18 protein-coding genes are annotated in these 20,500 nt (G+C 40.1%); 15 read left to right on the top strand and 3 right to left on the bottom strand.

The annotated features are described in order from the left end of the window. Positions 1–83 precede the first annotated feature (83 nt). Positions 84–1,367 (top strand): O-acetylhomoserine aminocarboxypropyltransferase/cysteine synthase family protein, encoded by a 1,284-nt coding sequence (locus AB1F57_RS09395; protein ID WP_170242505.1) that lies wholly within the window; start codon positions 84–86, stop codon positions 1,365–1,367. 201 nt (positions 1,368–1,568) lie between these two features. After that, positions 1,569–1,958: an FAD-dependent oxidoreductase gene (locus AB1F57_RS09390; protein WP_302479669.1), complete on the top strand. Its 390-nt coding sequence runs from the start codon at positions 1,569–1,571 to the stop codon at positions 1,956–1,958. Positions 1,959–2,031: 73 nt separating this feature from the next. Here the strand turns inward: AB1F57_RS09390 and AB1F57_RS09385 are convergent, their stop codons facing one another. Together AB1F57_RS09385 and AB1F57_RS09380 are read right to left on the bottom strand one after the other, a co-directional pair. Next, the gene (locus AB1F57_RS09385; RefSeq protein ID WP_167785020.1) at positions 2,032–2,841 is read right to left on the bottom strand and encodes a PrsW family glutamic-type intramembrane protease; all 810 of its coding nucleotides are present in this window, start codon (positions 2,839–2,841) and stop codon (positions 2,032–2,034) included. 18 nt (positions 2,842–2,859) lie between these two features. Beyond that, the gene (locus tag AB1F57_RS09380) at positions 2,860–3,558 is read right to left on the bottom strand and encodes a CPBP family glutamic-type intramembrane protease (protein WP_167785021.1); all 699 of its coding nucleotides are present in this window, start codon (positions 3,556–3,558) and stop codon (positions 2,860–2,862) included. Between the two features lie 166 nt (positions 3,559–3,724). Between AB1F57_RS09380 and AB1F57_RS09375 the strand changes: the two genes are divergently transcribed. The 7 genes from AB1F57_RS09375 (at position 3,725) to AB1F57_RS09345 (ending at position 14,992) form a co-directional block, all read left to right on the top strand. Continuing rightward, positions 3,725–4,372: a response regulator transcription factor gene (locus tag AB1F57_RS09375; RefSeq protein WP_167785022.1), complete on the top strand. Its 648-nt coding sequence runs from the start codon at positions 3,725–3,727 to the stop codon at positions 4,370–4,372. 1 nt (position 4,373) lies between these two features. Further along, the gene (locus AB1F57_RS09370; RefSeq protein WP_367985670.1) at positions 4,374–5,723 is read left to right on the top strand and encodes an ATP-binding protein; all 1,350 of its coding nucleotides are present in this window, start codon (positions 4,374–4,376) and stop codon (positions 5,721–5,723) included. A 115-nt stretch (positions 5,724–5,838) separates the two neighbouring features. Next, positions 5,839–7,155, top strand: coding sequence for an FAD-containing oxidoreductase (locus AB1F57_RS09365; protein ID WP_367985669.1), 1,317 nt, complete (start codon positions 5,839–5,841; stop codon positions 7,153–7,155). 93 nt (positions 7,156–7,248) lie between these two features. Next, positions 7,249–10,296: a type I restriction endonuclease gene (locus tag AB1F57_RS09360; RefSeq protein ID WP_367985668.1), complete on the top strand. Its 3,048-nt coding sequence runs from the start codon at positions 7,249–7,251 to the stop codon at positions 10,294–10,296. Between the two features lie 4 nt (positions 10,297–10,300). After that, complete coding sequence (locus AB1F57_RS09355) at positions 10,301–11,914, top strand: N-6 DNA methylase (protein ID WP_367985667.1); 1,614 nt, start codon at positions 10,301–10,303, stop codon at positions 11,912–11,914. Beyond that, on the top strand, positions 11,907–13,091 hold the full coding sequence (locus AB1F57_RS09350; protein ID WP_367985666.1) for a restriction endonuclease subunit S: 1,185 nt from the start codon (positions 11,907–11,909) through the stop codon (positions 13,089–13,091). Before AB1F57_RS09355 ends, AB1F57_RS09350 begins: the two co-directional genes overlap by 8 nt. 20 nt (positions 13,092–13,111) lie before the next feature. Beyond that, positions 13,112–14,992 (top strand): AAA family ATPase, encoded by a 1,881-nt coding sequence (locus tag AB1F57_RS09345; RefSeq protein ID WP_174853229.1) that lies wholly within the window; start codon positions 13,112–13,114, stop codon positions 14,990–14,992. 96 nt (positions 14,993–15,088) lie between these two features. Here AB1F57_RS09345 and AB1F57_RS09340 read toward each other — a convergent pair whose 3' ends face one another. Then, complete coding sequence (locus AB1F57_RS09340; protein ID WP_367985665.1) at positions 15,089–15,865, bottom strand: DUF6261 family protein; 777 nt, start codon at positions 15,863–15,865, stop codon at positions 15,089–15,091. A gap of 507 nt (positions 15,866–16,372) precedes the next feature. Between AB1F57_RS09340 and AB1F57_RS09335 the strand changes: the two genes are divergently transcribed. From AB1F57_RS09335 to AB1F57_RS09310, 6 genes are all read left to right on the top strand, one after another. After that, the gene (locus AB1F57_RS09335; RefSeq protein ID WP_105108009.1) at positions 16,373–16,990 is read left to right on the top strand and encodes a DUF5052 family protein; all 618 of its coding nucleotides are present in this window, start codon (positions 16,373–16,375) and stop codon (positions 16,988–16,990) included. Then, positions 16,991–17,500 carry a GNAT family N-acetyltransferase gene (locus AB1F57_RS09330; protein ID WP_170238486.1) on the top strand — a complete coding sequence of 170 codons (510 nt, stop codon included), beginning with the start codon at positions 16,991–16,993 and terminating at the stop codon, positions 17,498–17,500. Continuing rightward, positions 17,490–18,176 (top strand): DNA alkylation repair protein, encoded by a 687-nt coding sequence (locus AB1F57_RS09325; protein WP_367985664.1) that lies wholly within the window; start codon positions 17,490–17,492, stop codon positions 18,174–18,176. Before AB1F57_RS09330 ends, AB1F57_RS09325 begins: the two co-directional genes overlap by 11 nt. A 160-nt stretch (positions 18,177–18,336) precedes the next feature. Then, positions 18,337–19,200, top strand: coding sequence for an IS982 family transposase (locus AB1F57_RS09320; protein WP_174853233.1), 864 nt, complete (start codon positions 18,337–18,339; stop codon positions 19,198–19,200). A 259-nt stretch (positions 19,201–19,459) separates the two neighbouring features. Further along, complete coding sequence (locus AB1F57_RS09315) at positions 19,460–20,023, top strand: DivIVA domain-containing protein (RefSeq protein ID WP_170239463.1); 564 nt, start codon at positions 19,460–19,462, stop codon at positions 20,021–20,023. Positions 20,024–20,040: 17 nt separating this feature from the next. Then, a complete protein-coding gene (locus AB1F57_RS09310; protein ID WP_367985663.1) occupies positions 20,041–20,478 on the top strand; it encodes a hypothetical protein in 438 nt (145 codons plus the stop codon). The last annotated feature ends 22 nt before the right edge of the window (positions 20,479–20,500 follow it).

The following is a 20,500-nucleotide window of genomic DNA, read 5'->3' as shown; positions in this document are numbered from 1 at the left end:
CTATAGCCTTGGATTAAAAATTTCTATTGGTCAAGCCTGTGAAAATAGAGTACAATGTTCAAAAAGAACAAAGGAGATCCCTTATGACTAGAGAATTTTCGTTTGAGACCTTGCAATTGCATGCGGGGCAGGAAGTAGATGCGGCTTCAAAATCTCGTGCTGTACCAATCTATCAAACAACCTCTTATGTATTTGATGATGCCCAGGAGGCGGAAGACTTATTTGCTCTTCGCAAATTGGGAAATATCTATACTCGAATTACTAACCCTACAGTAGCAACCTTTGAGAATCGGATTGCAGCGCTAGAAGGTGGTGTTGGAGCTCTGGCTACTTCATCTGGTATGGCGGCTATCACCTATACTATCTTAGCTTTGGCTCATGCTGGTGATCATATCGTAGCAGCAACAACTCTCTATGGTGGTACCTTTAATCTTTTCAAAGAAACCTTGCCACGCTATGGAATCACAACCACCTTTGTTGATATTGATGACTTCGAGGCAGTAGAAGCAGCTATTCAAGATAACACCAAACTAGTTTTTATTGAGACCTTGGGTAATCCGGTTATCAATGTTCCTGACCTTGAAAAATTGGCGGACATTGCACATAGAAATCAGATTCCATTGGTATCGGATAATACGTTTGCAACGCCTTATCTCATCAATGTCTTCTCACATGGTGTAGATATTGCAGTACATTCAGCGACTAAATTTATCGGTGGACATGGTACAACAATTGGTGGTGTCATTGTTGACTCTGGTAAATTTGACTGGGCAGCATCTGGGAAGTTCCCGCAATTTGTTGAGGAAGATCCTAGCTATCACAATATCAGCTATACCCGTGATTTGGGTGCAGCAGCCTTCATTGTGGCGGTTCGTGTTCAATTGCTCCGTGACACGGGTGCAGCCCTAGCTCCATTCAACGCCTTCTTGTTGTTGCAAGGGTTAGAAACTCTTTCTCTTCGCGTTGAGCGTCATGTGTCCAATGCAGAAAAAGTCGTTGATTTCTTGCTCAATCATCCTAAGGTAGAATCCGTCAATTATCCTTCGCTGGACAATAGCCCTTACAAGGCACTGGCGGATAAGTATTTGCCAAAAGGAGTGGGGTCCATCTTCTCCTTCCAGGTAAAAGGCGGAGCCGAAGAAGCGCGTAAAGTCATTGATAGTTTGGAAATCTTCTCTAATTTGGCGAACGTTGCTGATGCTAAATCTTTGGTGGTCCACCCAGCTACTACCACACATGCTCAATTGCCAGAAGAAGCTCAGCTCGCAGCAGGTGTCACGCCAAATCAAATCCGTCTTTCAATTGGTCTCGAGAATGTAAACGACTTGATTGAAGACTTGAAGATAGCCCTAGACAGCTTATCATAAAATAGAATCGACTTGGACAATGGTTCAAGTCTTTTTTCGTAGCAAAATTCTGCCAAAATGCTTTCTTTTTGCTAGAATAAAGACAAGTAAATAATGTTTAGGAGTAATCTAGTGGAACAATTTGATTTGTTAGTTATCGGTTTTGGAAAGGCGGGTAAGACCTTGGCAGGTAAGCTGTCAGCAGCTGGGAAGTAGGTTGCCTTGGTTGAGGAAAATCCTGCTATGTTTGGTAGAACCTGTATCAATATCGGTTGTATTCCAACCATAAACCTCTTGGTAGCAGTGGATAAAAACTGGACCTTTGAGTATGTCATGGAGCAAAAAGAAACTGTGACCACTCGCTTGCAGAATAAAAATGAAGTGGTCTTGAAAGTCAGTGGTGCCCATCTTAATCAAGGACACGCACGTTTTGTAGCTGACAAGGTTGTGGAGGTAGTTGCTGGAGAAGAAAGCCTCCAGTTAACTGCGGAAATCATTATCATTAACACAGGTGCCAAGTCACGTATTCTTCCAATTCCAGGTTTGTTGGATACGCCAAACGTTTATAACAGTACAGGCATTCCGAACTTGGAGGTTCGTCCTGGCAAGTAGGCAATTAACGGCGTTGGTTTATTCTAATCAGATTGAACAGAAAAAATCCGCTCGCTTGGGCGGATTTTTTCTGTTACTCTGTTAACTGATCAACTGTTCGATAGGCAAGAAGTCCCAGCAAGACACTAGCCATCGGAAGCAGGGTTGTCAAAATACCCGTATGCAATGGGGAGTTGAAGAAGAAGTGCAGACCGATACTCGCTGCAATCCAAAATAGACCTTGAACTTTTGATATAGCTGCTTGTTTGGTAAAAAGTGCCACCATGCCAATAGCAAAGAGCATGGTAAATACCCAGTGGGTCCAACCAGCCTGTCCAACACGACCGATAATGGTCTCAAACCCATCTAGTTTACCAATAAACATATCACGGAAGGTGAACATGATATCTTCAACGATTTGGAAACTAAGACCAGCTATGATACCACTGACCAAGGCATGTTTGAGAGTCATTTTTCTTGCAATTAGTAAAACTAAGACAACAACCAGAGCCTTGCCAAATTCTTCTGCAAACGGGCCAGAAACAGCAGCCCCCCAGTCATAACGAAAATCATCGCTGACCTTGACAATCTCCAGCAAAAAGTAGCCAATAGCTGTGTGTCCATAGTCTGAAAAAGCTACTCCGGCAGTCAGGCCCAAAATCCAACTTAAATGACTGACTTTTTTGGAAATAGCATAGCTGTTTTCCAAGTAGCGGATTAAATAGACCAGGGGAATGATATAAAGGGCAGCAACAGAGATAGTTAGTAAAAACAAGGGATACTTGGCTTCCATGCCATTTGGTTTGGCCAATTCTTCAAAGATAATCTGACAGCCTTTTACAAAGCCAAAGCTGGCGAGAATAAGGGCAAACTGACTTTTATAGGTATTCCATAGGTGTTTCATAAGATTCCTTTCGTATGCTTAGTAAAGAAGATAAGACAAGACTGTCAGACCGATGACATCAGCCAGACTATGAGCAAAAAAGAAGGGCAGTAGATTACGGGGCTGGCGTTTTTGATAGAGAAAATGAAAGAGAAGCCCCACAACCAAGCCAAGACCAATTCCAGCCACCAGACCTTGATAGGTGTGAAAACTAGCCCGAACCAGGAGCGAGAAGGGAAGAATCCACTTACTCTCCTCGGGTTTGATCATAAAACATAGCCCCAGAAAAAAGATTTCCTCGTAAAAGCCATTGAGGAGGGAGTAGGCTAGCAGGGTGATGTCAATGTGTGGCAGAAGGTTGAACATGGAGGGCATGACTGGACTTGTCAACTGATAGGTCAACAAGTGAAAAATATCCATACAGAAGGCCGTCAATCCGAAAATCAGCAGAGCTTGTAAGGGAACCCAAGGTGTCCAGAATATTCGTTTTGCCAACTGAAAAATATCCACCTTCCGCCAGATAAGATAGGCGAGAGCTAAGCTGAGCCAGACCAACTGGATCAGCAAGGCCTTGATATTGTCTAAAGCCGTAAAGGTCAAATTTTCCGCTAGGCTGGTTTGCTGAGTGAAGAGGCCGATACATTGTAAGGTCGAGTTGAAGATTCCCTCACCGAATAAAATAACAGCCACAACTAGCAAATCCACGGAGGAAATATACTTCTTCTTTTCTTTTAACATAAGTATCCTTTCTAGTTTCTATCCCCAGTTTAGCAAATCCAACTATTCTCACCCTACCTGTCATCTGTTTTTTATCTGTTTTTTTGTAGCGATTGTCAAAAATTAGTTGAGCCCTCGTACAAATAAGCCTATAATGGAGAGAGAAGAGAAAGGAAAGTGAGCGACTATGGCACGCATTTTGGTACTGGAAGACGACCCTGTTATCAACCAGGTTGTCTGTGAATTTTTGAAGGAAGAGGGGCACGAAGTCCTGAGTTTTGTCAATGGCAGAGCAGCTTATCAAGCTAGTCAGGAAAGCCGGTTTGACCTCCTTATTCTAGACATCATGGTCCCTGAGATGACCGGCTTGGAAGTCTTGCAGGAAGTTCGGAAAACCTCCGATATGCCTGTGCTCATGCTGACAGCCTTGGGGGACGAATGCACTCAGCTCCTGTCTTTTAATCAGCAGATTAGCGACTATGTTACCAAGCCCTTTTATCCACTTATCCTGATGAAACGGGTTGAGAATATTCTCCGTCAGGAATGTCAAACGGATCAACTGGTGGTTGGAACCATCAGCCTATCTGAAAAAACAGGTATGGTTTATGACCAGGGCAAGCTAGTTTCCTTGACCCAGAAGGAGTATGGCATTCTACACTATCTGATCAAGCACAAGGGCCAGATTGTCAGTCGAGACGGTATGATGTTGGATATCTGGGGCTATACAGAATTGGATAGTCGCATTCTTGACAACCACATCAAAAATCTGAGAAAGAAATTACCAGACCTTCCCCTAAAAACGGTCATTGGCCGTGGTTATCAGTTGGAGACCTAAGATGAAACTAGCCAAAAAACAATTCCTCATCGTAACTCTAATGGTCAGCCTGACCTCACTTATCTTGCTTGGTCTACTCTACCATGCCATGCCTATCTATTACAATCAGGCCAAGAAAGACCAACTCAAGCAGGAATATAACCAAGTTCTTAGTACCCTAGAGGGTCAGGATCAGGGAAGTATTCTCGCCAGTTTGACCGCCTACGACCAAGATTCCCCCGACCTACTTTTGACCCTCCATTCTGCCGATCAGGAGATTATCTATCCTTCGCAGGAAGAGAGCAGTCAGGAGCGGGGAAGTAGTTATCTGGAGCAAGGTCAGTACGATGAGATCGGCTCTTGGTCGGCTCTTGTCACTACAAAAGAAGGCAAGGAGTTGGTTCTCACAGCCGAATATGGCTTCTATACCCTATCAGGAGTCAGTCAAACTCTCTTGACCTTCTATCCCTTTGTGCTCCTCTTGATTATTGCCCTATCCGTGACCTCGGCCTTTATTTATAGCCGCTTCTCAACTCGTAGGATCACCCATCTCTCTGTGACGACACGGCAAATGCAGAGTTTACAAGCAGGTCTGGTCTGTCAAGTGACGGGGCGTGATGAGATTGCTACTTTGGCTCAGGATATTAACCATCTTTATGGAAAATTGCAGAGCAGCATAGAAGAGTTGCGGGAAGAAAACGAGCGTAGCCTAGTGCGTGAGAAGGAGAAATCTGACTTTCTCCGTATGACCTCACATGAACTCAAAACGCCCATTGCCAGCATGACCGGTCTGGTCGAGGGCATGCTTTATAATGTCGGGGAGTTCAAGGACCATCAGACCTACCTAGCTAAGTGTCGTGATATCCTAGCTGAGCAAGCAGCCCTCGTTCAGTCTATCTTAGAAGCTACCACAGTGGATATGGCTATAAAAAACAAGGGAGAAGAAATAGCCCTTCACAGCCTGCTTGAAGAAATCCTACCTTCCTATGTTGACTGGGCATTGTTAGAAGGCTATCCGTTTCAAACTGACTTGGAAGAAGTCTTTATTCATGGGAATCCGATCTATCTAACCAAGGCTCTAAAAAATATCCTGGACAATGCCTTTCGTTATACCAGCCCGCAGGCAAGCATCAAACTCAAACTCCAGGCCAATCAGCTTTTGATAGATAATCAGGTTTCTCATTTGCTCAGCCAGGAAGAACTTGACCAAGTCTTTCAGCCTTTCTACCGACCAGATTACAGTCGTAGCAAGGAGGACGGAGGGACAGGTATTGGACTCTACCTGGTCAAGCAGATTTTGGACAGTCACCAGTTTTCTTATGAATTTTTCCCGCTTGATCATCATACCATGCGGTTCGTCATTCGGTTTTAAGACATGAAATCCCTTATTTTTCAAGGGATTTTTTGTTATCCGTAGCAAAATTCTGCCAAAATGCTTTTTTTTTTTGCTAGAATGAAGATAAGTAAATAATGTTAGGAGTGATCTCGTGGAACAATTTGATTTGTTGGTTATCGGATTTGGTAAGGCAGGTAAGACCCTGGCTGGGAAGATGGCCTCACTTGGTAAAAAGGTAGCTCTTGTCGAGGAAAATCCTGCCATGTTTGGTGGAACCTGTATCAATATTGGCTGCATCCCAACCAAGACCCTCTTGGTAGCAGCAGACAAGAACTGGACTTTTGACCAGGTCATGGAGCAGAAGGAAACTATCACAACTCGTCTGCGCAATAAGAACGAGATGGTGCTGAAAGGCAGCGGTACGACTCTTATCCAAGGTTCTGCGCGTTTTACGGCTGATAAGGTGGTTGAGGTTGTGGCTGGTGATGAGCGTTTGGAAGTGACAGCTGAGACTATTGTCATTAATACTGGTGCAACATCACGTGTCCTTCCAATTCCTGGTTTGACGGAAACTGCCCATGTCTACGATAGTACGGGCATCCAGAATCTGGAAACTCGTCCTGAAACCTTGGCAGTAATCGGCGGTGGCAACATCGGTCTGGAATTTGCAGGGCTTTACAACAAACTGGGCTCCAGCGTGACGGTATTTGAAGCTGGCTCTGCTATTCTTTCAAGAGATGAGGAAGGGGTGGCAACTATGGCCAAGGGCTACATGGAAGAGGCAGGCATCCGCTTTATGTTGGACGCAAAAATCGAGCAGGTAGCTAGCCAGGGCGAGCAAGTGGCTCTCACGGTCAACGGTGAAACCCAGGTCTTTGATGCGGTTCTCTATGCGACAGGGCGCGTGCCAAATACGGCTGATCTGGGCTTGGAAAATACGGCCATTGAGACCTTGCCAAATGGTGCTGTCAAGGTGGATGACTTCTGTGAAACTACGGTTCCCGGTGTCTATGCCGTGGGCGATGTCAATGGCGGTCCACAATTCACTTACACTTCGCTAGACGACTTCCGTATCGTCTTTGGCAAGTTGACAGGGACTGGCACCTACAGCCTCAGTCAGCGCAAGTCAGTACCGACTAGCATCTTTATCGACCCAGTCCTTTCGCGTGTCGGTCTGACGGAGAAGGAGGCTCTGGCAGCAGGTTTTGAAGTGGTTGCCAATGAATTGCCAGTAGCCAATATGCCACGTGGCCACGTCAATAACGACCTCAAAGGTATCTTCAAGGTTATCGTGGATAAGGAAAGTAAGCTTGTTCTGGGGGCGACTCTCTTTGGTCGCAACTCAGAGGAGCTGATTAACTTGATTGCTATGGCGATTGACAATAATATTCCTTATACCTACTTCAAAACACAAATCTTCACTCACCCGACTATGGCTGAGAATTTGAATGATGTCTTTAATTTTTAATAGAGTACTGACCGTCCGACAGGGCGGTTTTTTGTCGGTAAGCACTTGCAAATATGGTATAATGAATGGTAAGAATAGACTAGGAGAGCATGTATGATAAGAAAGGAACACAATGAGTTTACGAGGGTGCAAATACCTGCTGCTTTACATTTGACCAGACTCGGTTATGACTATCTTTCGGCTACTAGTAAAGAAGTTAAAGAACGAGATCCGGATACAAATATCTTACTATCCATTTTTAAACAACAGTTCCTTAAATTGAACAATTATGCAAGTGAAGCTGATTTTGAACAAGAATTTGAAAATATTCGCCTGGAATTAGAACAAGATGATTTGGGACGAAGTTTCTTCAAACGTATTCATGCTGATTCTGGCTATACCTATATCAATTGGAAGAATCTTGAGGCAAATACATTTCATATAGCTTTGGAAGTCACTTGTCAAAATGGTGAGGACGAGTTCCGACCAGATATTACGATATTTATAAATGGTTTGCCACTTAGTTATATAGAAGTCAAACAACCAAATGCTATTCGAGATGGGAAGACAGGTATTCAGTCTGAAAAGGATCGGACCAAGTTTCGATTTGAAAATAAAAAGTTCAGACGGTTTAACAATATCGCACAGTTGATTGCTTTTTCAGACAATCTTCCCTATGATGATAGCCAAGGACAACAGTTGCAAGGTTCTTATTACTGCACCAATGCTTCATCTGGTACCAAATTTAACTCATTCAAGGAAGAAGAACCAGAGCAATTAGTTCTATCTCCATTGGAAGAAGAAATGATTGATTTGGTTCTTACAGATGTTAATCGTTTTGCCCTCAAGTCGCAAGTTGAATTCCGAACCAACTTGGATCCTGCAAGTCCTTGCAATTCCTTTTTAACTTCCCTTTATCAGAAAGAACGGCTCTTTTTCATGCTCCGCTATGGTCTAGTCTATGTGGAAGAACGAGATGAGCATGACCAGATTCAACTACAAAAACACGCCATGCGTTATCCCCAATATTTTGCGACCAAGGCAATTGAAAGAGGATTGAAAAATGGTTTGAAGAAAGGTGTCGTTTGGCATACACAAGGCTCCGGTAAAACAGCTCTTGCTTTCTTCAATATCCGCTATTTGCGTGACTATTATGCTGATAAGGGTATGGTGCCAAGTTTTTATTTTTTGGTAGATCGGTTGGATTTGGCTGATCAGGCCTTTAAAGAATTTAGCAAACGTGGTCTAACAGTTAATCGAATAAATAAGCCCAGTGAGTTAAATCAAGTCCCAGCCAAGTGTCACGTTTCGGTGGTTAATATTCAAAAATTTAAGGATACATCCGACTTGACGGACCATTCTGGTTATAACTTAAATCGGCAGAATATCTATTTTATCGATGAAGCCCATCGTTCCTACAACGAAAAAGGGTCCTATCTACCAAATCTGTATAATGCTGATAAGCAAGCTATCAAGATTGCGCTGACAGGTACTCCATTGATTGCTCCGAAAGCAGATGGTAAATCCAAGGAAACGGCTATAACCACTCGTGATATTTTTGGAGACTATATTCATAAGTACTACTATAATCAATCCATTGCGGATGGTTTTACGTTGAGACTAATGCGTGAGGATATCGAAACATCCTATAAAGAGAACCTGAAAGCCATACATGAAGAGATTCAAAAAGGTTCGATTGATAAAAAAGAAATTTTTGCTCACCCTCGTTATGTCAGTCCTATGTTGGATTTCATTTTAGAAGATTTTACAAGAGCTCGAAATATACTGTTTGATGATCAATCCATTGGAGGAATGATTGTCTGTGATTCTTCCGAACAAGCTCGGGAATTGCATAAGCAATTAGAAGAACGGCGACTAGCAGGTCATACAAGTTTCACCTCTACCTTGATTTTGCATGATGCAGGAGATAAGGATTACAAGAAAGAAGAAGTAGAAAAGTTTAAGAAAGGTCAAACTGACTTTGTTATCGTCTACTCTATGCTCTTGACAGGTTTTGATGCACCACGTTTGAAACGACTCTATCTTGGACGGAAAATCAAGGCTCATAACCTCTTACAAACCCTGACCCGTGTCAATCGTCCATACAAGGATTATACATTTGGCTATGTAGTTGATTTTGCGGATATTTCTAAAGAATTCGACAAGACCAATAAAGCCTACTTGGAAGAACTCAATCGCGAATACCAATCAGCTTTAACTGATGAGGATGGGGAAAATCCGTTTGGAGCTATATTTGTCACACCAGAAGAAGTCAAAGACCAGTTAGAAAAATCGCAAGGGGTTTTGATGAACTATCCAACAGATAACTTGGAATATTTTGAAAAAGCAATTGACCAAGTGAAGGATAGGAAGGAATTAATCCAACTGAGGAAGTCGCTTGAGACCATTCGGCAGTACTACAACATGGCGCGCCTCCATGGCTATCACGAAGTCATCGAGCAGGTCAATATGGGAGAAATAGCCAGCCTATTAAATATGTTATCTCGCCGACTATTGACCTTGAGTTTGATTGATAAACCAGATAGTTTTTCTAGCCAACAACTCTTAAATCTTGCCATGTCTGAAACTAGCTTTAGCTTTACAAAGATCAAAGAAGAGGAGTTGCGCCTTGCGGCCAATGATCTAGATGACATCCGTCGTCGTGTGGCCAGTGGTATCAATCTACGCAGGGACGAGAAAGATCCAGAGTGGGTGAGCCTATTTGAAGAGTTCCAACGTGTTCTAAACAAACACATGACACAGGAAGTTGAAGGATATAGCTTGGAACGTATCAAGGAGACCAAACAGGCCTACCAAAGCTTGTTCGACTCTGTAGAGGATTACAAATCACGGATGAATCGTTTGGCTATGAACTTTGGTGGGGATAGCATGTCAGCCCGTACTTTTAAACGAGTTACTCAATCCACGGTAGTGAGTGATTATCCAGCTATTTATCAAGTATTAAAAGGTGCCAAGCCGTTGATTGACTATCAAATCGGACTCAACCAAGGAATCCTTGACAACGAAGCCTATTTGGAAGGGGAGATCAAGCGCCTAGCCCGTGAAGAAATGAAGAAAACAGAAGTAGGGAAGCAACTCAAACGAGTCGATTATGATAAGTTGATTCGTTCCCTGATGGAAGTCTATGAAGGAGAATACTAACCAAATGGAAGACAATTATATCGTACAGGTACAAAGCCAAGTAAAAGGCTTGGTAGATGAACTCAATGCAGTATTAACCAATGCAGGATTATGGGGTGAAGCAGGAGGGTATAAACTCTTGACCCAGTCCTTCCTATATAAGTTTTTAAATGATAAGTTTCTCTACGAAGCCTTAGTCGTTGGCAATAACTATGATTATCAAGGTCTTTTGGACCTTTCTGAAGAGGATTATGACTGGTTTTTAGACGATATTGGGACTAAAACTGCTCATCTAAAACCTGAACAATTGATTGAAAGCTTACACCGTCAACAGAACCAAGCAGATTTTTCTGAGATTTTTGAACAAACGCTCAATCAGATTGCCATTGACAACAATGCTATTTTCTCAGTTCATACGGATGGTGGAACAGATATTCGCCTCTTTGATCAACGCTTGATTACGGATACCATTTCTGATGCCAGCAAGCGAAATGAAGTGGCGGCTTCTATTATCAATCTCTTGGCGCGTGTTAAATTTGACCAGCAGATTTTTTCACAGGGCTTTGACTTTTTCTCCACCTTGTTTGAGTACATAATTAAGGACTACAACAAGGATAGTGGAAAGTATGCGGAATACTACACACCTCACTCTGTTGCCAAAATCATCGCGGCCATTTTGGTGGGCAATGACCAACCTAGTAATGTCAAAATCTATGATCCTTCTGCTGGTTCGGGGACTCTCTTGATGAACCTGGCCAGTCAGATTGGAACTGACCGTACCAGTGTGTACAGTCAAGATATTTCACAAAAGTCTTCAAATCTCTTGCGTCTGAACTTGATTCTCAATGGCTTGCAGCATTCCATTCACAATATCGTGCAGGGAAATACAATTCTCAACAATCGCCATGTGGAGAAGATGGACTATATCGTGTCCAATCCTCCTTTCAAACTTGATTTTTCTGAGTGGCGAGATCAGGTAGAAAGCCTACCAAATAGCAGTGAACGATTTTTTGCTGGTGTGCCAAAGATTCCCAACAAGAAAAAAGATAGTATGGCCATTTACCAACTCTTTATCCAGCATATTATCTATAGTTTGAAGGAAGATGGTCAGGCAGCCATTGTCTTGCCGACAGGATTTATCACAGCTCAGTCAGGTATTGACAAGAAAATCCGTCAGCACCTGGTCGATGAGAAGATGTTGGCAGGTGTTGTCTCCATGCCGTCCAATATCTTTGCGACAACAGGAACCAACGTCTCTATCCTCTTTATTGATAAGAAAAATAAGGATGATGTGGTCTTGATTGACGCTTCTAATCTTGGCACCAAGGTCAAGGAAGGCAAGAACCAAAAGACAGTCCTTAGTCCTGATGAAGAAAGCCAAATCATTCAGACCTTTATTAACAAAGAAGTTGTCGAAGACTTCTCTGTCAAGGTTAGCTATGAAGAGATTAAGGATAAGAACTACTCCCTCAGTGCAGGTCAGTACTTTGACATCAAGATTGACTACGTTGATATTAGCCCAGAAGAATTTGAAGAAAAAATGCAAGGCTACCAAGACCGCCTAGCCCACCTCTTTGCCCAATCGCATGAATTGGAAAAGGAAATAGCGGAGCAGCTGAGGAGGGTGAGATATGAGTGAGGTGAAATTAGGAGACATTGGAAAAATTTCAATGTGTAAGCGGATATTAAAATCTCAAACTAATGAAGTATCAGGTATTCCTTTTTATAAAATTTCAACTTTTGGTGGAATTGCAGATGTTTTTATTGATGAAGCTATTTTTCATGAATATAAGTCAAAGTATTCCTATCCTAAAAAGGGTGACATCCTAATTTCAGCAGCTGGTACAGTTGGTAAGACTGTAATATATACTGGAGAGGATGCGTATTTTCAGGATTCAAATATTGTATGGATTGATAACAATGAAAAGATTGTAACTAATCAATATTTATACTATTTTTATCAAACTAATCCATTTGTTTCGACGAATGGTAGCACAATAAAAAGGCTTTATAATGATAATATTAGAGAAACTAAGATAAAAAATGTTCCTTCAATTGAAGCTCAAAATAAAGTTACAAAAGTTCTTGAATATTTAGACCAAAAAATTGCTCTCAATAACCAAATCAACGAAGAGTTGGAGGCGATGGCTAAGACGCTTTATGATTATTGGTTTGTGCAGTTTGATTTCCCTGATGAAAATGGTAAGCCCTACAAGTCCTCTGGTGGTAAAATGGTCTATAATGACCAACTCAAACGAGAAATCCCAGAAGGGTGGGGAGTGAAACAGTTGGGGGAGGTATCTATCTGTCATGATTCTAGGAGAGTCCCTTTATCTAGTAAAGATAGAGAAAATAAAAATGGTATCATTCCTTACTATGGTGCGACGGGTATCATGGATTATATTGATGATTTTATTTTTGAAGGTGATTATATTTTAATGGCAGAAGATGGCTCTGTTATGACAAGCGAAGGAAAACCAATCTTACAGCGTATTACAGGAAAAACATGGGTAAATAATCATGCTCATGTATTAGAACCCACTAATGAATATAGCTGTAAATTACTATTACTTTCTTTGAAAGATATTTCGGTCTTACAGATTAAAACAGGCTCTATTCAAATGAAAATTACTCAAGAAAATATGAACAAAATTTTATTGCCAGACATTGGTAGAGATTTATTGTCGAAAATCAATGAAGTATTATTGCCAATTGATGAAAAACAATTAAAATTACTTAAACAAAACCAAGAACTGACCCAACTGCGTGATTGGCTCTTGCCAATGCTGATGAATGGACAGGTGAGGGTGGAATGATATTTAAGATGGAGGAATAGATGAAAGAGAAGTTGATTGAAGGAGTAAAGAATTTAGTTGATAAGGTTAATCAAATTAGCATCATTTCGTATACATCAAATGATTCTGAAATATTCGAAAGTTTAAAAAGTAATTTTAATCAAATATGTTCTAATTTTATGTACGAAATTGAAGATAGCAATATTGATTTCTTTTATAATGGTGAACAAATAAACGTTTACTTTGAAGAAGTTTATAATGAAATTAATTCATCTCTTCAAAATTCACTTGAACATTTGAATAGTTACAACTTTCCTGATTCCGTAGGTGATTTAGTTACATTTAAGTCGATAATAGACCAGGCGAGCAGTATTTTCGAGAACATTCGATATACTTTATTGAAATATGAAAACATACCTTTGCTCAACGAACTAATTAGCGAATCACAAACCGTTATATTGGTTGGGAAGAATGGAGTTGGAAAATCAACACTTATTGATGATTTAAAAACCGATAAATTTCATAACCTTTTTTGTATTCCTGCTCAAAAATACCTTTATGTTACAGATTTGTCCAATGTGAGAGTAGATAACATTGATGGGATTCATCAATTATTTACTAACAGCCCCCTAAAAGTAAAAACAACTTTTTCCTACATCGGAGCAGTTGGAGATCCCTATAAAATCTTTAGTTTAATTCTCAATTTTGTCATGCGAGAGCATCAAATGTCTAAATCAGATTACAATTCTCCTACAAAATCAAAATTAGATACAATTATTTCTTTATTTTCATCAATTTTTGAAAATATTAGCTTACGAACGGACTCAATGAATGGAACCATTGAAGCAGAGAAATTTAGCAGGTATAGTATCAATTCTCTGAGTGATGGCGAAAAAAGTGCTCTTTTCTATATTTCATGTGCCGTTCTTGCAAAAGAAAACACGGTTTTTGTGATTGATGAGCCAGAAACCCATTTAAACATTGCAATTTGTAACAAACTGTGGGATTTGATTTTAGATTATCGCCATGATTGCAAGTTTGTTTTTGTTTCTCACAATAGTGATTTTATTTCCGGTCGAGTAAATCCGCGAATTGTTTGGTGCAAAAAATATGTAAATAATACTGATTTTGATTTACAACCATTAAATTACTTAGAGGTAGATTTTAGCAGACAGCTATTGATCGAACTAGTCGGTAGCCGTAAACCAATCTTATTTTGCGAAGGAACTATCGAAAGTATAGACTATCAACTGTTCAATATTCTATACTCAGATCGTTATTTGATAAAGCCTGTCGGAGGACACTTTGATGTTGTTAATAATGTAAGGGCACTAAATAAATTGACGCCACAGGGCATTGAGGGAATTGGAGTAATTGATCGTGATTTTCATACTGTTGAAAAATTGGAAAAATATAAAAATGAGAAAATTTTTTCTATTCCTGTCAATGAAATAGAAATGTTATTGATGCATGAGTCCGTTGTTAGAGCTGTACTGGATGATGCCAATACTGATATGACTTTTGAAGATGTTAAGAAGGCTTTGAAAAACAAACTATCTAGTAGACTTGATTTTATAACAGGTATTTCAATAAAAAATAAATTGGAGGAAATATTATCTATTGAAAATATAAAGAATAAAGAGGATGGGGAGGTTCAGATTAAACTTCTTATTAAAAAACTTTCCCCAATTGTGCAAGAATTTGATACAGAAAAAGAAAAAAATCAACAAATTCTTGATTCCGGAGATTATGCTAAATGGCTTTCTATCTGTAATTTGAAGAGTGAAGTAACAATTGGTTTAATGAATAGTTTTGAAAGTGACTATCAATTCAGAGCATTAAATAAGATAAAGAAGAATAATGATCTTCAACAAATACTAAAAGATTTCATTGCCTTACCAGAAATTGAGAAAACAGACTAGCAACCTCATTTTAATTTCGGCATTTTGAATTGTAAAATTTGAAAATTTGGTTTCCTGCTAAAAATTCCCCTAATCAAACGACTAGGGGGAATTTTTCTATCTTGTCTCCAACTCTTTTCCTTGTGGTAGACTTGTCACGATGTTTATGGAAGCAGTATTTGTTCCTGTTTGATTTTTCTGTCGCGTTCTTTCTGAAAAATCTTGACGAATGTCATTTAAGACTTGCAGGATAACTTTCTCTGGTGCCGTTGGGTCATAGCTTATTTTATTGACCAAGTGACTATAAAGTAGGGTGTACAGATTGAAGGCTGTTTTTCGGACTTCCAAGCTGTTTATCCTTTCGCGAGTGCTGGTGTCCTGACTTCTTTTCAGATAGAGACGATAAGTGCTTTCATGGCTTTCACGGAGATTGGCAACAGCTTCTTCTAACATCAGTAGGCTAACATCTTCTGAGTAGGGTGGCTTAGCCAGTCGGGCTAGCAAAGAATCAATCAAAGCAGATGATTCTTGCATATTGGTAGACCTTGTATTTTTGTAGAGTTTGATGAGCTCTTGTAGGCGGTGATAGGCTTGCAATTTCTCTGGTGTTCGAGTATTTTTAAAGAGTTTGAGTCCGTTGACGAAGGCAGAGTAGTCAGCCTTTCGATTTTTTAGAGCCTTGTTTAAGTCACTCGTCATGTCTGAGCCACGTTTTTGTTTGAGACTTTTTTTCAGTAAGGGCAAGGATTCTTCAAGCTGTTTGATTAAGTCCGTTACCATGGGGTCATTGGTGGATGAACTGTATTGTTTCAAGGTATCAACACTAGTGGTGATGAGTTGTGTAAATTCTGCTTGATTCAGATGTTGTGCATATAATGGAATTCGGATTTTCATTTGTGTACCTCACTATCTTTTTTTCCGGTCATCTATTTATTCGCAAATAGGTAGAAGAAAATAGAATTATTTAAAAAATTTTTTAAAACTTATCAAAACAGTACATTTACCTATAATAAAATTTTGTTTTTAAGGAATCGCATCAAAACACAAAGATATAAATGCACAAAAGTAGCAATCAAGTTTGTTTTGCTTATTTAAAAATTGTTTTTGCAATGAAATGATTGGTTTGGCTTGTTTTCAAATTGAAATGACATGATTTCAATTTGTTGTGAATGATAATGTTTTGCACTTTTTTGGTTTAGCTATTTGCTGGTAAGATAAGGAAAGATAATTTGGAAGTCTTACTTTGAAATGAACTAATCAGAAACATTAGAAGATAATTCGCTCATTTTGAGTGAGCGAATTATTAAGCGAAAAAGAGTAAGCTGTGCTTGAAAAGGTTTCTCAGATATTACATTACTGATTTTCATGGTACAATAAGGTATCAACCATTGGAGGTTTTATATGAAATGGAATAAAAAAATAGCACTCAGTGCCGTCTTAGTCGCAAGTTTGTTTACTTTATCAGCCTGTCAGTCGATTTCAAATTGGTGGAAAAATACCAAGGAAGAATGGATTGGCTTGGAAATGACAGTTCGGACATTTGATGAGAATTCTCAGCTAATAGATGAAATGTCTGGTAAGTCCTTATCGATTTCGCGGAATGAAGAATTCGACTCAGTGGATGCTGAAGGCTTTTCTAATGCGGATTCGTCTGTTTTGAAGGTGACACTAGGTAATTATGAAATTGACCACGTAGGCTCATCTTTGATTGCAGCAGAAGAAGGTTTGGAAGACTTGTATGCGAAGTATCAGACCACAGTAGATATTGCAAATTACGATCGTGCAATTCCGCTTGTTAACCGTATGGTATCTAGTCTCAAAAATGATTTTACAGGTAAGGCAAAGGTGGTTTTGATTCGTTCGCAAAATGGAACACCATTAGCGACCTATGTTGGTGATAAGGTATCCCTTTATGCTTCTGATGCGCCAAAAACATCTGAGCTCTTGATTGATGGTAAGCGTTTGATTATCTACCGTTGTGACTATACTATTTATGACAGAGAATTGTTGGAGAACTAGATGATAAACATTCGGTCAGCACAGATAGAGGATGCTGCAGATTTGGTGGCTATCTACGCTCCTTATGTTGAAACTACAGCCATTACTTTTGAGACAGAAGTGCCGACTGTGGCAGACTTTGTTAGTCGGATAAAAAAGACCTTGGAGAAATTTCCCTATCTTGTCGCAGAAGAAGAAGGTCGGGTTGTGGGATATGCGTATGCATCGACCTACTATGCCCGTGCTGCTTACGATTGGACAGTTGAGTTGTCTGTTTATGTCAGTAGAAAGGCACGTGGAAAAGGAATCGGAAGTCTCTTGTATGATGCCTTGGAAGAAGAATTGACGGCGCGTGGCTTTAAAAATTTTTTAGCCTGCATTGCTCTTCCTAATCCAGCTTCGCTTGCTCTTCATAAGAAGAGAGGGTATGAACAGGTAGCACATTTCAAAAACGTTGGTTATAAATTTGATACCTGGCACGATATTGTCTGGCTTCAGAAATCTCTTGTAGGTAAGCAAAATGAAGATTGACGAATTAGAAAAACGTTTGTTGGCTGTGGCGGATGCCAGTCAGGCCCAGCCTATGAAGACTTATATGAAAAACAATTTTGACTTTCTGGGTGTGCGAACTCCTGACCGCCGAAAAGTTGCTAGGCAATTTTTCAAAGAATCTAAGGCTCAGGGAATTGACTGGGAATTTGTTGAGGCTTGCTGGTCTAAGCCCTACCGTGAATTTCAATATATCGCCATTGATTATCTGGTTACCAAGAAAAAAGACTTGGTTCTAGCTGATTTACCCCGTTTGAAAAAACTGGCTCAAAGTAAGTCTTGGTGGGATAGTATTGATGGATTAGATAAACTAGTCGGTAAGATTGTTTTGGACAATCCAGAGGCCAAGCAGACAATCTTGGAATGGAGTTTGGATGATGATTTCTGGTTGAGACGGATTGCCATTGACCACCAGCTTCTCCAAAAAGAAAAGACGGATACGGAACTTCTTGAGAAGATTTTGGTCAACAATCTCAATCAGATTGAATTTTTCATTAACAAGGCGATTGGCTGGAGTTTGCGAGATTATTCCAAGACCAATCCTGACTGGGTACGGGCTTTTCTAAAAAAGTACAGTTCCCAAATGGCAGGATTATCCATTCGTGAAGCTAGTAAGTACATTATGGATATCTTATCTGAACTGCTGCACTTATCTTAAAATTTAAGCAGAATATGTGCATGGAAGTTTCTCTAAAAAATACTAGGTAATACTATTTTAAGATATATACATACCCGTGGTGCTAGTTAATTTCAAAATACAATAAAAAGCCCAAAAGGACTATACTGTAAGTGATGAAACATACAGGAGGTTAGTCCAAATGAGCCACTTACAGTATACAGCTAAATCTCATCATTTGCAATGGAATGTACGCCAATTATCACAAATTTGTCATCACTTCTACCAAAACTATTGTCCAGCTTCCTTCAAACATCGGCGGAATGTTGGCTTAGCCAAAGTTTCAGATGAATCGCTCCTTGTCTTGCTTTTGTTACAAGCTGAACTAGGAATGACATCACAACGCCATTTCTACAAGATCTGCCACCTCTTTCCTTGTGGTCAGTTACTAGAAAGAAGTCGTTTCAATCGTCGGTCAAAACAATTGATTTGGCTCGTCCAATTCATCCGAAAAGCTATGAGTGACATGCTTCCATCTGATAGAGTTGCCATTATAGATAGTTTTCCTTTGCCACTTTGTCAACCTGTTCGCAATCACAGAGTTGCCATTTTTAAAGGGTTAGCTGATATTGGCTATAACGCCTCTAAACATCTTTGCTTCTACGGTTTCAAGGTTCATATGTTAGTGACCTTATCTGGTTATATTCTGAACTATGTTGTCACGCCAGCCTCTGTCCACGATATCAAGGTGGTTTATGAGCTATTAGAAGGCTGTAAGCAATCGGTTATCCTAGGTGATTTAGGCTACCTGAGCAGTGAACTCAAAAAGGACTTGAAACGGGAAGGCTACCATCTATGGACGCCATTTCGACAAAATATGGCAGGGGCTAAAGAACATAACGATTGGAAAGTGATGGCCATGAGACGAACTATTGAAACACGTTTTTCTGAACTGTGTCGTCTTTTTGACATCGAACATACATTAGCTAGAGGTCTAGCCGGAATACAATTACGAATTGAACAAATTATTCTAGCTCATAACTTACGCTATTTTGAAATGAACTAGCACCACGGGTATATACATATATTTAATTAATAAATAAATAAATAAAAAATCAATGTAAACTATTTATCAAGAGATTGTGAAATATCTAATAGAAACTTGATGCAACTGAAATAAAATATCACAAGACATCAAACTATTTTATGTTTGTTTTTATAAAAAAAGGGCATTTTCAAAGTAGAAATGCTTTTTTTTTTAGCAACTGTGTTATAATTTTCTTAGGATTTTCCTAAAATAATTAGAAAGGAGTTTATTGAAAAAGATGGTATATTTCAAAACCGGATTTTTTGGTTATTCCCGCCGTCCAGTAGATGAGCATGTTAATCAACTGGAAAAACGGCTGGAGGAGACCAATCGTCGAAATCGTGAACAAGAAGACACGATTCGAGAATTGAAGGATACAGTTCGTAGTTTTCAACAGAGGCAGGGGCTTATCAGCGATGTCATGATGGACGCTCGTTTGATGTCTAAGAGTATCCTTTCTGAGACTCAAGAGAATGCCCAAGAAAAGGCGCAGGCTATCTTGGAAGAGGCGGAGGAGCGAATCGCTCAGATGGAAGAAACCATCCGTCATTACCAAGAGCTAGAGCGTCGCTTCACTCAGTTTGAGCAGACGATGAAGTCTGAGCTTAGAAAACAACTTGAAGGCTATCTACTTCAAATCGACAGCTTGACTTTCCCAGAGAGTCAGAAGATGAAAAAGGAGATAGTAGAAGAGATTCAGCAGGTGTCCCGCGAGATGGAATTGACAAAAAACATCGTCACATTCCCAAAAGCTCAGCCTCAAAAGATAGGTGGTGATATTCCAGTTTATGTTGTTCAATAATACGAGGGAGGAGTCTTATGAATACTGTCAATGCAGCTTTTCAGTCTCTGCTGAAGGAGAAAAAGTTTGCGATGAAGGCCACCGAGAAAGAACAGGAATGGATCTATCAAGGCCGACTGGCTCTTAGCGATGTTCATCTAGCACGCTTTTCAGTCTCACTCAGTAAAGACCCCCGCTATGCTATCGGGCAAATCACCTACCAGCAGATCGCCTATATGAAGTCCAGCGATGACCCTACTCAATGGTATGAGCTTGTCAATCAACTCAACCGTGATTTCGGGGTATTCTACTATTTTTGTCTGGATGAGGATGGTAGTCTCTTTGCCCGCTATGTTAGCGAAGTCTCACAGGACCTGGCTTACTTTTATCATATTCTAGTCCAAGGTCCCGCTCTTATAAAAGAAGTCATGCCACTTATCGAAGAGCGTTTCGGTAAGTTTGTCGTGCTTCATTAAATTAGATAGTAGGAAGGAAATA

Origin of the sequence: Streptococcus nasisuis (assembly GCF_040836615.1) — a bacterium.
Taxonomy (GTDB): domain Bacteria; phylum Bacillota; class Bacilli; order Lactobacillales; family Streptococcaceae; genus Streptococcus; species Streptococcus suis_V.
Note: the sequence above shows the minus strand (reverse complement) of the source record. Positions and strands in the feature narration are given on the sequence as shown.

What these genes read in the sequence shown, in the direction of transcription:
- AB1F57_RS09395 (WP_170242505.1), top strand. Translation starts at nt 84, where the DNA reads ATGACTAGAGAATTTTCGTTTGAGACCTTGCAATTGCATGCGGGGCAG.
- AB1F57_RS09385 (WP_167785020.1), bottom strand. Translation starts at nt 2,841, where the DNA reads ATGAAACACCTATGGAATACCTATAAAAGTCAGTTTGCCCTTATTCTC.
- AB1F57_RS09380 (WP_167785021.1), bottom strand. Translation starts at nt 3,558, where the DNA reads ATGTTAAAAGAAAAGAAGAAGTATATTTCCTCCGTGGATTTGCTAGTT.
- AB1F57_RS09375 (WP_167785022.1), top strand. Translation starts at nt 3,725, where the DNA reads ATGGCACGCATTTTGGTACTGGAAGACGACCCTGTTATCAACCAGGTT.
- AB1F57_RS09370 (WP_367985670.1), top strand. Translation starts at nt 4,374, where the DNA reads ATGAAACTAGCCAAAAAACAATTCCTCATCGTAACTCTAATGGTCAGC.
- AB1F57_RS09360 (WP_367985668.1), top strand. Translation starts at nt 7,249, where the DNA reads ATGATAAGAAAGGAACACAATGAGTTTACGAGGGTGCAAATACCTGCT.
- AB1F57_RS09355 (WP_367985667.1), top strand. Translation starts at nt 10,301, where the DNA reads ATGGAAGACAATTATATCGTACAGGTACAAAGCCAAGTAAAAGGCTTG.
- AB1F57_RS09350 (WP_367985666.1), top strand. Translation starts at nt 11,907, where the DNA reads ATGAGTGAGGTGAAATTAGGAGACATTGGAAAAATTTCAATGTGTAAG.
- AB1F57_RS09345 (WP_174853229.1), top strand. Translation starts at nt 13,112, where the DNA reads ATGAAAGAGAAGTTGATTGAAGGAGTAAAGAATTTAGTTGATAAGGTT.
- AB1F57_RS09340 (WP_367985665.1), bottom strand. Translation starts at nt 15,865, where the DNA reads ATGAAAATCCGAATTCCATTATATGCACAACATCTGAATCAAGCAGAA.
- AB1F57_RS09335 (WP_105108009.1), top strand. Translation starts at nt 16,373, where the DNA reads ATGAAATGGAATAAAAAAATAGCACTCAGTGCCGTCTTAGTCGCAAGT.
- AB1F57_RS09330 (WP_170238486.1), top strand. Translation starts at nt 16,991, where the DNA reads ATGATAAACATTCGGTCAGCACAGATAGAGGATGCTGCAGATTTGGTG.
- AB1F57_RS09325 (WP_367985664.1), top strand. Translation starts at nt 17,490, where the DNA reads ATGAAGATTGACGAATTAGAAAAACGTTTGTTGGCTGTGGCGGATGCC.
- AB1F57_RS09320 (WP_174853233.1), top strand. Translation starts at nt 18,337, where the DNA reads ATGAGCCACTTACAGTATACAGCTAAATCTCATCATTTGCAATGGAAT.
- AB1F57_RS09315 (WP_170239463.1), top strand. Translation starts at nt 19,460, where the DNA reads ATGGTATATTTCAAAACCGGATTTTTTGGTTATTCCCGCCGTCCAGTA.
- AB1F57_RS09310 (WP_367985663.1), top strand. Translation starts at nt 20,041, where the DNA reads ATGAATACTGTCAATGCAGCTTTTCAGTCTCTGCTGAAGGAGAAAAAG.